Source organism: Flavobacterium cellulosilyticum (assembly GCF_004349355.1).
In the GTDB taxonomy this organism is placed as follows: domain Bacteria; phylum Bacteroidota; class Bacteroidia; order Flavobacteriales; family Flavobacteriaceae; genus Flavobacterium; species Flavobacterium cellulosilyticum.
Map to the genome: position 1 here is coordinate 116,304 of NZ_SMFK01000001.1, position 13,558 is coordinate 129,861.

A 13,558-nucleotide genomic window follows, 5' to 3' on the forward strand; every position below is an offset into this window, starting at 1 on the left:
CAAATTTCTAGGCATTCTATAATATCATTCAAAAATTTATTCGGAAAATGGAACAGTTTTGATATATTTGTGAAAACAATTATATTCAAATAAAATAGTTTTATGAATTTAATTGACCATAATACCAATCTATTAAAACAAAAAAAACCAATTATATTTATTTAACTTATGGAACAAATCATTAAAGACACTACTGCAAATCCAGCAACATTAGGCCTTTTTGGCTTCGGGATGACTACTATTTTATTAAATATTCACAACGCGGGATTCTTCGAACTCAATGCAATGATTATGGGAATGGGAATGTTTTTTGGAGGCATGCAACAAGTTATAGCTGGAATTATGGAATGGAAAAAAGGAAATCTTTTTGCAATGACTGCCTTTACTTCTTACGGTTTCTTTTGGATATCTCTAGTAGCTTTATGGACTCTTCCAATAATGGGAGTAACCAAACCTGACGGCGCATCAATGGGTTTCTATTTGGGTTTATGGGGTTTATTTACTTTTGCTTTATTCATTGGAACCCTTAAAGGGAACACCATTGGAAAACTTATTTTTGGTTCATTAGTTGTATTATTTGCATTATTATCCATTGCAAGTTTTACTGGAAATGCAGCAATTCATACCTTTGCAGGATATGAAGGAATTTTATGCGGTTTTTTCGCTTTTTATGAAGCCGCTGCAATTATCATAAATGAAAAATTCGGAAAAGAATTGTTGCCTCTTTAAAAACAAATGTTCCAATTATTTACTTTATATCCAATTCCAAAGTATATAAAATAAACAAATCATTATTACTTTAAGCTTAAGACTTTTAAAAACAGAAAAAAAACATTATGAGTTACTATAAAATTGAAAATCTAGAACAATATTTTAAACATTATAACAAATCCATTCGAGAACCTAGAAAATTTTGGAGCAAAATAGCTTCTGAGAACTTTACTTGGTATCAAGAGTGTGAAAAAGTAATGGAATTTGACATGTCCGAAGCAAAAATAAAATGGTTTGTAGATGCTAAGGTAAATATCGTAAAAAATTGTATCGACAGACATCTTGCTAGAAAAGGGGATAAAACCGCTATTATTTTTGAACCAAATAATCCAAATGAAGAAGCACAACACATTAGCTATAATGATTTATATATCAGTGTTTCTAAAATGTCAAATGTACTTCGTGAGCAAGGAATAAAAAAAGGAGATCGAGTTTGCATTTATTTGCCAATGATTCCAGAATTAGCAATTTCAGTTTTGGCATGCGCCAGAATTGGAGCGATTCACTCTGTCGTATTTGCAGGATTCTCAGCATCAGCAGTTGAAGCTAGAATTAATGATAGTGCCTGCAAAATGGTTATCACATCTGACGGTGGTTACAGAGGCGAAAAAACAATCGACTTAAAGGGAATCATCGATGAGGCATTGACAAATTGTCCTAGTGTTGAAAAAGTTTTGGTAGCAAAAAGAACAAATGCCGAAATCAACATGAAAGAAGGACGTGACCAATGGTTACAACCACTAGTTGATGAAGCATCAGATAATAGTGTTGCCGAAATTATGGATGCCGAAGACCCATTATTCATACTCTATACTTCTGGCTCTACTGGAAAACCCAAAGGCATGGTACATACAACTGCTGGCTACATGGTTTACACTGCATATACTTTCAAAAATGTCTTCAGTTATGAAGAAAATGATGTTTTCTGGTGTACTGCTGATATCGGTTGGATAACTGGACATTCGTATATCTTATATGGCCCTTTATTGAATGGTGCCACGACAGTAATGTTCGAAGGAATTCCTTCCTATCCTGATTTTAGTCGTTTTTGGGAAATCATTGAAAAACATAAAGTAACTCAGTTTTACACTGCACCAACAGCCGTTAGAGCATTGGCAAAAGAAAAACTAGAATACGTACTTAAATTCCCTTTAAAATCACTAAAAGTTATAGGTTCCGTTGGAGAACCTATAAATGAAGAAGCATGGCACTGGTACAATGACCATGTTGGAGGAAAAAGATGTCCATTAGTAGATACTTGGTGGCAAACTGAAACTGGAGGGATTTTAATTTCAGCATTGGCTTTTATTACACCAACAAAACCAACTTATGCCTCATTGCCATTACCAGGAATTCAGCCTATCTTAATGAATGAAAAACGCAATGAAATAGAGGGGAATCAAATTGAAGGTAGTTTATGTATAAAGTTCCCTTGGCCAGGAATTGCCAGAACCATATGGGGTGATCATCAAAGATACAAAGAAACTTATTTCACAGCTTTCCCAGGGAAATATTTTACTGGAGATGGTGCTTTACGTGACGAAGTAGGTTATTACAGAATCACTGGTCGTGTTGATGATGTAGTTATTGTTTCGGGTCATAACCTTGGAACCGCACCTATAGAAGATGCCATAAACGAACACCCAGCAGTTGCAGAGAGTGCTATCGTTGGCTTCCCGCATGATGTAAAAGGAAAAGCTTTATATGGTTTTGTAATCCTGAAAGAATCTGGAGAATACCGCGACAGAACCAACTTAGCAAAAGAAATCAACCAACATATTTCAGATCACATTGGGCCAATTGCCAAGCTAGATAAAATTCAGTTTGTTTCTGGATTGCCAAAAACACGTTCTGGAAAAATTATGCGTCGCATACTTCGCAAAATAGCAGAAGGTGATTACTCTAATTTTGGAGATACTTCCACCCTATTAAACCCAGAAATTGTGGATGAAATAAAAGAAGGAAGATTGTAAAAAACAATTGAATTTAAAAAGAATAGCTGCCCGAAAAGGCAGCTATTCTTTTTTGTAGAACCCTAAAAAGTATTCATAATAATAAAAGAATCCCTTACTGTAGCAATAACAGTAAGGGATTAATAATAAATAATCTATGCTTTTATTCTTTTACTAACTTAACAGTAGAAGATCCATTTACAGTAGAAACTTTTGCAAAATAAACCCCTTTAGAAAGAGCAGCAGCATTAACAATAACTTCTTTTGAAGCACTATTTTTAGTGTAAACTGCCTTTCCTAGCACATTAAATACTTGCACTGATGTAATATCATCATTTCCTGAAGTAATATTCCAACTATTTTTTGTCGGATTAGGATATGCTTTGAAACTACCTGCGTTAAAGTTTTTAACAGCTAAAGCAGTTCCAAAATCATAAGCTCCAGTTAACATATTATACTTCAAATTATAAGTTCCAGCAGTAGTTGGGATATTATTACCTGTTTTTGTTCCTGCAGGAAATAAATCACCACCTGAATTTACAGCCCAACCATTATTTTCACGGAATTTTGCTTCACCTGTTGTAACAACTAGTCCATTTAAAGTATAGTTTACACCATTTACAGTAGATAGTTTATTAGCATCTACTTGAGGGTCAGTTGGCCATCCACCAACTCCAGATCCAACTATTGCTACAGTGTTTAGAGTAAAAGAATAAGCTCCAGTTGATCTTTTGAAAGTACCATTATAGTTTCCTGCAACTGCAGGAATATTACCACCAGTTGATGTACCAGAAGGCCAAGTGTCCCCACCCCAGTTTTTATCCCAAGAATTGTCTTGACGGAATTTTATTCCATCTGTAGTAAAAGGAATATGGTTTATTGTATAATTTTCACCGTCTGTAGTAGTCATAGCATTTGGATCTATTTCTCCTGGAGTTCCTGCCGGCCATCCACCAGCTCCCCCACCAATAATAGCTATTTTAGGAAAAGTGGCCACCTTAAAAGTATATGCAGCAGTTGTATAATCAAAAGTTACATCATAATCAATTCCTGTTGTTGTTACTGGAATCATGCCAGTTGTGCTTGTTGCAGAACCATTTGGAAAACTCGTTGATCCATATCTAGTACCATCTATACTAAATTGACAATTTCCAGGTACAAGTGTTACTTTGTTAGCCGTAAATACAGTTCCATTTGCAGTTGTCATAGTAGCACCACCTGAAGCTGTTACTGCTGTACCTACAATTTTGATAACTGGAAGCGGTGTTCCAGGAACGAATGACCATGAACCTTGAACTCTATTGAAAGTAATTGTCCAAACCCCAGCTTTACTAAATATATTTTTACCTCCATCTACTGGAGCAGCATTAGTACCTGATGGCCAACCTTTATCTACTGCAAATTGACTGTCTGTTGGTCCCCAACCATAAACATTACCTACTGTTCCTGCACAACCTGTTGTCCAACATTTTCCTTCACGAAATTTTAATTCCCCGTCAGTAAGAACTTTATCTACGAGTGAATATGTAATACCATCAGAGGTCAATAATTCTGTCTCTGCAGTGTCAGTCCATCCACCATTTCCAGAACCAATAAGGGTAATCACTGGAAATGCTGCTGTCTTGGCATTGGCTTGTGCTTTACCGCTGTGACTAAATAATAACACAGCAACAAATAAAGAAAATAATTTTGTTTTCATAATTATATAATTTTTAGATTATTATCATATAAATGTATAAAAAACAGGCGTATAAATAACGAATGCTATAAATAAAAAACCTACTATCACGTTTTCGTGTTGATAACATTGCAATTTTATAGTATATTGAGATACCTACTCCTACAGTAATTAAATAAAAAATGAAGCTGAACTTTATTCCATAAAAAAGGCTGTCTTTTCGGACAGCCTCATATTTTAATCAATTTTAATTTATTGTTTTAAAAGTTTCATCACTTTTTGCTTATTTTTCTCATTAAGTACTTTTACAATATACATTCCACTATTTAAATCATTGATAGGAAATTGATTTCCCTTAACCTGATATGCATTGAAACTTTTTACTAATTTTCCAGTAATGGTATAAATTTCTACTTTTGAAGCAGTTGTATTCAGCGTAAAATAATTGGAAGCTGGGTTTGGATATAAATAAATTTCTCCATTCACTTCGAATTTGTCAGTGCCTAATGTGGATGGTTTATTCCCATATATTCTAAATCCGCCCGCTTCAATAGCAATTGTTGCAGTTGTGCTTGTTACATCTAACGTAGAATTATCCATCAAGTTGTACCATGTTCCTGTATATGGAAAATCTGGAGTGACATTTTGTGAGTAAACGTCAAAATTAGCTAGTACCACTACATTTCGTAATTGCGTAGAGGTCATGGTATTATCCCAAAGAAACAATCTTGGTGTAGCTGTATTCCCAGATTGAATATCAAAACCACTATTAGCCGTAATAGTCGGATTAAAAACGGGTTCGGTAGTTTTAAGTGAAATCATTTTTGCCCAATCAAAATAAATTTTATTTCTATTTGGATCACCTAACCAATTGTTTACCCATTGAGGCTGTGGTTTTGTAGCCAATTTACAATCTCCATTAATGGTATCATAATCAGAATTCACCGTACCATTACTACAAGTCCAAATCGATTTTTCCCAACCCAATGCGCCAAATTGCCATATCATTTTTGGCCCTGGAACTAAAAGTGATACTGCACCAATAGCTGACATTCTTGACAATGCTGTATTTAAATTTTTAACATCATGAGCTGGATTATAACTTTGACCAAAGGTTACATTCTTATACATTAAGTTTTCTTCATCATGACTTTCGGCAAATCCTATTACTCTTTTTCCAGAAAAACCATGAGCGTCATACCCCATTCTTTCAAAGTTATTGGAGGAATTCCAACCCATTGACAGCTGATTGTATTCGTTGGTCAATTTGCCCCACATCATAATCCCTTTGCTTGGTGTTTCTGCTATTCTATAATTTGCCCATTCTTGTTCTTCGTTGTCATTTCCTAAATGCTCAAATATTGCATAATGTGTTGGATCTAAACTCCAAGAATAATCTACATATTCTTTTAGCACATCTATTCTGTCTTGCTGTTTGGTATTCGTACAATTATCCTGTCCTCCAGAAACTGTTGAGGGACAATTTTGGGTAAATCCTTTAGTTAAATCCCAACGAAAACCGTCTATTTTGTACTCTTCTATCCATTGTTTTACAACGCGTTTTACATAGGTTTTAGTTCTAGTTTGTTGGTGATTAAAATCATTTCCAACATTATAGCTATGCATGGCAACTATATTAAAATAAGGATTATCAGCTGCTGGGCCTCCCAATCCATCGCCGTCAGGATCATTCATCCACATTCTGTCCATAGGATTTCTTCCAAAAGCATGATTCAATGCTACATCCAGAATTATTGCAATTCCGTTTTGATGACATAAATCGATAAACTCTTTCAGTTTAGCACTTGTTCCATAAGCTTTGTCTAAAGCCATGTGAAAAGAAGTGTTATATCCCCAACTTTCATTTCCTTCAAATTCCATTACTGGCAATAATTCGATGGCGTTTATTTTCAGGTTTTTGAAATAATCTATTCTATCAATCAAGTTTTGATAACTTCTGTTGGCATCAAAATCTCTAACCAAAAGTTCATAAACAACCAGTTTGTCTTTTTCTGGTTTTACAAAATTTGTAGTTGCAGCACTCCAAGCATAAGGCGTTTGACCGGTTTGTAGAACCGTCACTTCTCTATCTTGTCCAGCAGGATAGGCTGGAAGATTAGGATAATTTCCTGCAGGAATATAGGGATCTTCCTCTTTATTTAAAACTAAGGTAGAATAAGGATCTGCAGTTTTTACTAAGATAGGCGAGCCTGAGATAGGCGTTTCATCAATAACCCAATATTGATATGTATAATTTGTTCCTGAAAGCAATCCATTAAGTTCTAGCCAAAATTTGGTTGATCCTACAGTAGCATCTTTTTTCATAGAATAATTTGCTCCAGGCTGCCAATTGTTAAAACTTCCTGCAACATAAATAAAATCTTTTCCTGGTGCATCGATTACTAATGTAGCTTTGGATGCATCAGCTGAATTATAATTTATTCCTTCGACTAAGCCAGCAGGCAATGTCTCAGAAACAGTTCCAGGATTTACAATTACTGAGAATTTTTTCGAAATAGTTGTTGTCCCTTGCGTAATTTGTAAATCATAGTTTTTATTCTCCACAATATTTGAATGTGTAAAAGAATAAGAGGTACCTGAAAATGTATTTACACTTAAACCGTTTGCAAATAAATTGTAATTGGCATTTCCGTTAGTATTCGTCGCAGAAACACTTACACTTCCTCCAGAAGACAAAATAGTAGTACTATTTTGAACTGGCGAAACCAAATTGGCCTGAAAATATCCTACATTAATAAAAAAATCGCCACAACTAGGCGCCAATTTTAAAGTTTGTGTACCTGCAGGATTTCTAAAAACCATACCCATTTTTGTTGCACTAGTTTGTTGTCCAGCAGTTATTCCAAAATAAACACTTGGTGTTATTGTTTTACTCCAAGTACCATTGCCATTATTGGTCATCAAACCAATTCCATCATCTGTACCCCAGTTTCCAATTACACTATAACCCCATGGATTAGCATCGGTACCAATACCAGAATGCATATATACTTTTACGGGATTCGCTCCCATTGTATTGCAGGTTGAGCTTGCAAAGGAAACGGTAATAGTAATTGGATCGGTAACATTGAAAGTTGCTGGTGAAATGGTTACTTGTTGAGCAAAACCCGTAAAAGTAATCAGTAATATTAAATAAATAATTTTTTTCATAGCTGTGCTATTTAATTTAAATGTGACTCTCTCTGTCATCACATATTAGTAATTAAAACAATCTTTATTCCTCTAGCTCTGCTTTTTTCAGAGTCAAAATTAATAATGACAAAAGGGCTGTCTATATAAAAACAGCCCTTTTTTGAAAGATTTTTGATTATTGTTTGGTTATTGTATATGTATAGGCTCTTGGTGTGTTTAAATCAAGGGCTATTTTATAAGACGCTGGAGTTGTCCCTGCTAAATAAATATCTTTACCATTATAAGTCATGGTTTTCCCCGCATAATTAGCTCCAACTACAGTTTCATCGTATCCACCCAAAATTAGAGTAGTCGCCGTGTTTCTAAATCTAAATGGTTTACCGCCACTAAGAGTTATTGTTAATTCCCACTTTTTTGTTGTTGCATTATAGGTCATTTTTTTGTTAAGCGCTGTTGGGAATGGAGTTGCAAGACCATAAACACCCCATTCACTAGAAGTGATTGAATATGTTTTAGGCGTTGTTCCAATGTTTGCTTTCAACATATAAAATCCAGCAGTTGCCACATTAATAGCAGCACCATTTAACACTAATGCTCCACTACCATTATCACCATAATACGGATTCGTTGATTGATACACACCACCTACTGAGGTGTAAAACTTATAAGCCCCCGCTTCTAACCAAGCATACCCCTCACTATCAGAGGTATATAATCCTGATGATATCATTTTAGGAGCGTTTGCAGGATTATCAGTATTTTTAGTAAAAGCAAATGTTACTTGAGCAAATGGAGTTACTTTGAGAGTAACTGTATTTGAATATTGGACAAAAGGATTGGCACTTTCGCCCAAAACTGATTTCACTCTTATATCTAAATCAACTGCTGTGTCTGGTATAAAACCATTGTCTAATAACAAAGCATTGATAAAACTTTCTTGCCATACTGCTTTCAAATCTGTTGAAGTTGTACTGGCAACTATAGATTTTGCAAAATTAGTACCTGCTTTGGCTATTTCAACAGTGTACTTTGGTGAAGCAGTAGCAACTCCACTATCAGCAGCATCCCAAGTTAATGTAGTTACAAGATTATCCCCATCTAATGGCGATAAAACAAATGGACCATTTGGAGCTGGTACTTTAAGCGCCAGTCCTATTGGAGCGACCATTGGATCTATGACATCTGTGCATGAAGCAAATGATATAAGCAAAAATGCAAAAGTCGTTATCTTTAAAATGTTTTTCATTGTATATATTTATTTAATTTAAATACCCTAGAAATTTAAAACCCTGGGTTTTGTGATAAATTAGAATTTGAGCGTAACTCATTAGCTGGAATTGCAAACAAGAGTCTAAAATCAGGCAAAGTACCACCTGCTTTTACTCCACCTTTCCATTCCCAATTATAACCGCTTAAGTATTTACCAAATCGGATCAAATCCTGACGTCTGTAACCTTCCCAATATAATTCTTTAGCTCTTTCGTTTAGCACTAAATCTGGCGTCACTTCGCTAGCAGTAATTGTAGGCGCATTAATGTTAGCTCTTTTTCTTAAATTATTTATATAATCTTTAGCGATTGATTTATCTCCTACTCCATTGGCTGCTAATTCAGCATACATTAGGTAAGCATCTCCCATTCTAAACATAGGAAAATCAGTATCCGGAAAAGTTGCTGAAGTCGCTTTGGCCCCATCTGATCTTACGTTAGTGAATTTTGTGAGTTTTTTACCTTGTACAAATGCGTCTTGATTGGTATCAACAGTTGGATTTGTAATCGAGGCAGGATCTGTATTTCCTTGTACATACGTTACTCGAGCATCACTTGTACCCACTGTTTCAGCAAATTCTTTACGAATTCTGTACCCTTTCCAACCTGAATCTACACCTAGTAATAAACCAACAGCATTATCACAAGATCCATGTACTAAATAGGTCATACCTCCCCAAGTTTGGGATTTAATTCCATCAGAAACTAATGGAAAAATGATTTCGTTTTGTGCTCCATTTGTATTGTTATCTGCTTGAAATAATTTATTTCTGTCGGCAATAATTATATATCCTGAAGTAAGCACCTTGTTTAGAGCAACTAAAGCATCCGCATTACGATCTTTCGTAGTATATACTTTTGAATTAATTAATAATTTTGCCTTTAACATCCAAGCGGCGGCTTTATCTGCTCTACCGTATTCATTTGCTTTTGGTGCAACTAAGTCTGCATCAATAGCATCTAATTCTGTTATTAGATAATTAAAAATAAATTCTCGGGTTTGCATTGGTGGTTTAATTCCTAAAGGATCGGCATCAGTCATAAAAGGTAAATTCCCAAAAATATCAATTCCATGAAAATAAGTTAAAGCTCTTAAAAAACGAACTTCAGCTCTGAATTTAGTGATTTGAGTTTTTAAATCATCGCTTACTCCTCTACTTGTTAATTTCTCTGGAGTAGTTTCTCTTAAAAATTCATTACATAATCCAACTTGGAAAAACACTCTAGCAAAAAAAGCTTCTGTAAAAACATTGTCTTTATCCCAGGTATTAAAATTCAAGTCTTTGATCGTTTTATTATCACTTTCACCCCAAGCAATCATCGCTTCGTCGGTAGTCAATTCCTGACATTGCCAATATCCTCTAAGATATTGTGAAAACCCTTCATCTACAGATGAACCTAAATCAGACTGACCTGCAGGGCCTTCTTGACCCGTTACCACAAAACCTGCATAGATTTTAGCCAAAAACTGCTTGTAAGAATTTGGATTAGTTGCAAAAAAACTTTCACTTAATGCCTGATCATCATCTTTTGGTGCAATATTTAGATCATCTAAGCAAGAACTTAATGAAAACAAGATGGATAAAATAAATACCCATTTTAAATTCTTTATTATTAGTAATTTTTTCATTTTAATTTATTTTTTAATATTAAAAATTTGCATTCACACCCAACATAAACATTCTTGCTCTTGGGAAGATTGTTCCATCAATTCCATTGTTGAAAACCTCAGGATCAATACCTTTGTAATCTGTAATAGTCAATACATTCTGAACACCACCATATAACCTCAATGAATATTTATCCGTTTGAAATACAGATTTAAAATTATATCCTATTGTAATATTATCTAATTTTAAAAAAGATGCATTTTTTATATAATAATCAGATTGTTTTGAAGCCGCTATAAAGCTGGTGTTGCTGTAATCTATTGGTGAATTATTAATAGTTTGATTGAAAGTATCGTTAATTGTACCTAAGAAAGCTCTACCGGCATTTACGTCATCATATACATAATTCCCTAAACTTGCTCTCCATGCCATAGAGTAATCCCAATTTTTATATAGTGTCCCATTAAACATAAGCCCCATTGTTATATCGGCTTGTGGTTTATGATAATTATACTGATCACTACTATCTATTTTTCCATCTCCATTTCTATCTACAAAAACTCCTTCTATAGGTCTTCCTTCTGGAGTATAAACCTGCTCATAAACTCTAAATGAAAAAGGAGACAATCCAATGGTATGTGTTTGTACAAAAGCACCTAAACCAACACCTCCTTGTGGATCATTATCTGTAGCTAAAGCAGTGATCTTTGTTTTATTGTAAGTAAAGTTATAATTAATTCCTAAGGTGAAATTATCCTTTTGAACGGCGTCATAATTCAATCCAAAATCAATACCTTTTGATTCAAGAGATCCAATATTTGTTGGTCCATAAACCCCTAAGTTCTGTAGCGCTCCTAATTTAGTGTTAGCAAACAAATCAGTCGTTTTAGAAAAATACCCATCTATAGATCCTTTTAACCTATTATCGATAAACCCAAAATCCAATCCAGCATTGTATTTAGCACTTCTTTCCCATTTTAAACTTTCGTTATAACCATCAGGTTTAGAGATAACAACAAATTCGTTACCAAATTGATAATAGTTATTTTTAGATGTACTATATTTTTTTATCCATGCTAGAGATGTTCCTAAATTTTGCTGCCCTGTCTCTCCATAACTTAATCTTAATTTTAAATCAGAAAAAGTTTTAGAATCTCTAAGAAAACTTTCTTCTTTCATTTTCCAAGCAAAAGCAACCCCTGGAAAATTAGCCCATTTATTTACTGGAGAAACCCTAGTTGAACCATCACGTCTAAAATTGAATGTCATTAGATATTTATCATTAAATCCTAAATTTAAACGACCAAAAAAGGCTTGCAAATTATTACCTGGATCGGTATAAACGTCTTCTTTTGCTTCTTCATTTACGCCTAAACCAAATAATTTTTTGTTTCCTGAATAATAATTTTGCCAATCAAATTGTTGGTACTCATAACCTGCTAACAAATCCACATTCCATTTTCCAATAGCTTTCGTATAATTTAACTGAGCATTTAAATTTTCGTTTTTATTATGATACCAAGTATTAGAATAAGACCCAATTTGATTTGTTGGCAAATTTGGATTGTTATTATAACCCGATCTCGACAATGGGTTAATAGTTAGACTACCATCACCATCTTGTTTATCCATACCTGCATTTATAACCGCTTTTAATTCTGGTAAGAAATGAAACTTATAATCGATGTTTATGTTTCCAAAAAATCTAAATTGATTGGCAACATTTCTTTTGTCTTTTAACAAACTCACTGGATTCGATGTCCCTTTTGGCTGACCTGAATTGAACCATTCTGTATAACCATTAAAAATAGAAGTTGGATTATAAACCGATTGTGTTGGGTCATAAGAAATCGCACTTCCTATTGCTCCTTCATCCGCTATTTGTCGGAAAGTGTAAGAATAATTTCCTGTAATATTCAATTTTAAATGATCGTCTAAAAAACTAGGATTCAACGCAATAGAAGCAGTAGATCTTTTAAAATTAGAGGTATTCAAAACACCACTATTATCTGTATTTCCAATAGTTAATCTTGAAGGCACTTTATCAAACAGATTACCCATAACAGATAAATTAATATCCGAAGTATAGGAATCACTAAAAATCTCATTCTGCCAATCTGTTTTTGAATTCCCTAAAAGATTGGCTTTAAGTGGCGCTTTTTCATTAATCAATGTTCTATATTCATCAGCAGAATAAACATCTATTTTCTTAGCCAAAGTATTTAATGTAGTAAAAGTGTTGAAAGAAACTTGCATCTCTTTTTTAGACCCTCTTTTGGTAGTAATCAAAATTACCCCGTTTGATCCTCTATTACCATAAATAGCAGTTGCTGATGCATCTTTCAAAATAGAAAACGATTCAATATCATTGGGGTTTATTGCCGAAAGCCCTCCGTCAATAGGCAAGCCATCAATAACTATTAATGGATCATTACTTGCAAGCAACGAAGATCCACCACGAATTCGTATTACAGGATCATTTCCCGGAGTTCCTGAAGAAGTAACAACAACACCTGCCGCTCTACCGCTCAACAATCCTTCAACTCCTACAATTGCTCCTTTATTAAAGTCCTTAGCTGAAACCAAATCTACTGCTCCAGTAGCATCTTTCTTTCTCACAGAACCATATCCTACTTGAACAACAACTTCTTGCAAAAGATTAGCATCCTCAACAAGACTAATATTTAAAGTGACTTGATTTGTAAAGCTAATAATCTGACTAGAATAGCCTAAATAAGAAAAAATTATTTTATCTCCTTTTTTTAATGTTGGTAAGTTATATTTTCCATCAAAATCTGTTTGTGTTCCCATTGTAGAACCTTGAATTACTACATTAACTCCAGGAATTGGCTGATTCGATTTTGAATCCAATACTGTACCACTTAATGTTCCTTGTGCAAGAACACAAATTGGCATGAATAGTAATAAAAATAACAACTTTTTGTAAATTGTTTTCATACTTTTAGTTTAAATTAATTTGGTTATTGTTATATTTACCCTTACTTCGAGTGTTAAAATTAAGTAAATTTATGATTGTGAGGACATATAACTTTTTAAACCGACAACGAAAACGTGATAGTGTTGAAAACTTTCTATTTTATTGAAGTTTTTCGCCTTATTTTTACT

At 34.0% G+C, this 13,558-nt stretch carries 7 protein-coding genes; 2 read left to right on the top strand and 5 right to left on the bottom strand.

Annotation, left to right across the window (positions count from 1 at the left end; translation table 11 throughout):
- Window positions 1-168: 168 nt before the first annotated feature.
- Both E0F76_RS00510 and acs read left to right on the top strand, forming a co-directional pair.
- Window positions 169-729, top strand: coding sequence for an acetate uptake transporter (locus E0F76_RS00510; RefSeq protein ID WP_132000382.1), 561 nt, complete (start codon window positions 169-171; stop codon window positions 727-729).
- 107 nt (window positions 730-836) lie between these two features.
- On the top strand, window positions 837-2,744 hold the full coding sequence (acs, locus tag E0F76_RS00515; RefSeq protein WP_132000383.1) for an acetate--CoA ligase: 1,908 nt from the start codon (window positions 837-839) through the stop codon (window positions 2,742-2,744).
- Between the two features lie 142 nt (window positions 2,745-2,886).
- Here acs and E0F76_RS00520 read toward each other — a convergent pair whose 3' ends face one another.
- From E0F76_RS00520 to E0F76_RS00540, 5 genes are all read right to left on the bottom strand, one after another.
- Entirely contained in the window at window positions 2,887-4,422 is a 1,536-nt protein-coding gene (locus E0F76_RS00520; RefSeq protein WP_132000384.1) for a T9SS type A sorting domain-containing protein, read from the bottom strand.
- Window positions 4,423-4,653: 231 nt separating this feature from the next.
- Complete coding sequence (locus tag E0F76_RS00525) at window positions 4,654-7,572, bottom strand: alpha-amylase family glycosyl hydrolase (protein ID WP_132000385.1); 2,919 nt, start codon at window positions 7,570-7,572, stop codon at window positions 4,654-4,656.
- Window positions 7,573-7,729: 157 nt separating this feature from the next.
- A complete protein-coding gene (locus E0F76_RS00530; RefSeq protein WP_132000386.1) occupies window positions 7,730-8,800 on the bottom strand; it encodes a SusE domain-containing protein in 1,071 nt (356 codons plus the stop codon).
- 35 nt (window positions 8,801-8,835) lie between these two features.
- Window positions 8,836-10,452 carry a RagB/SusD family nutrient uptake outer membrane protein gene (locus E0F76_RS00535; RefSeq protein ID WP_132000387.1) on the bottom strand — a complete coding sequence of 539 codons (1,617 nt, stop codon included), beginning with the start codon at window positions 10,450-10,452 and terminating at the stop codon, window positions 8,836-8,838.
- A gap of 19 nt (window positions 10,453-10,471) precedes the next feature.
- Complete coding sequence (locus E0F76_RS00540) at window positions 10,472-13,390, bottom strand: SusC/RagA family TonB-linked outer membrane protein (protein WP_132000388.1); 2,919 nt, start codon at window positions 13,388-13,390, stop codon at window positions 10,472-10,474.
- Window positions 13,391-13,558: the final 168 nt, after the last annotated feature.

What these genes read in the sequence shown, in the direction of transcription:
- E0F76_RS00510 (WP_132000382.1), top strand. Translation starts at nt 169, where the DNA reads ATGGAACAAATCATTAAAGACACTACTGCAAATCCAGCAACATTAGGC.
- acs (WP_132000383.1), top strand. Translation starts at nt 837, where the DNA reads ATGAGTTACTATAAAATTGAAAATCTAGAACAATATTTTAAACATTAT.
- E0F76_RS00520 (WP_132000384.1), bottom strand. Translation starts at nt 4,422, where the DNA reads ATGAAAACAAAATTATTTTCTTTATTTGTTGCTGTGTTATTATTTAGT.
- E0F76_RS00525 (WP_132000385.1), bottom strand. Translation starts at nt 7,572, where the DNA reads ATGAAAAAAATTATTTATTTAATATTACTGATTACTTTTACGGGTTTT.
- E0F76_RS00530 (WP_132000386.1), bottom strand. Translation starts at nt 8,800, where the DNA reads ATGAAAAACATTTTAAAGATAACGACTTTTGCATTTTTGCTTATATCA.
- E0F76_RS00535 (WP_132000387.1), bottom strand. Translation starts at nt 10,452, where the DNA reads ATGAAAAAATTACTAATAATAAAGAATTTAAAATGGGTATTTATTTTA.
- E0F76_RS00540 (WP_132000388.1), bottom strand. Translation starts at nt 13,390, where the DNA reads ATGAAAACAATTTACAAAAAGTTGTTATTTTTATTACTATTCATGCCA.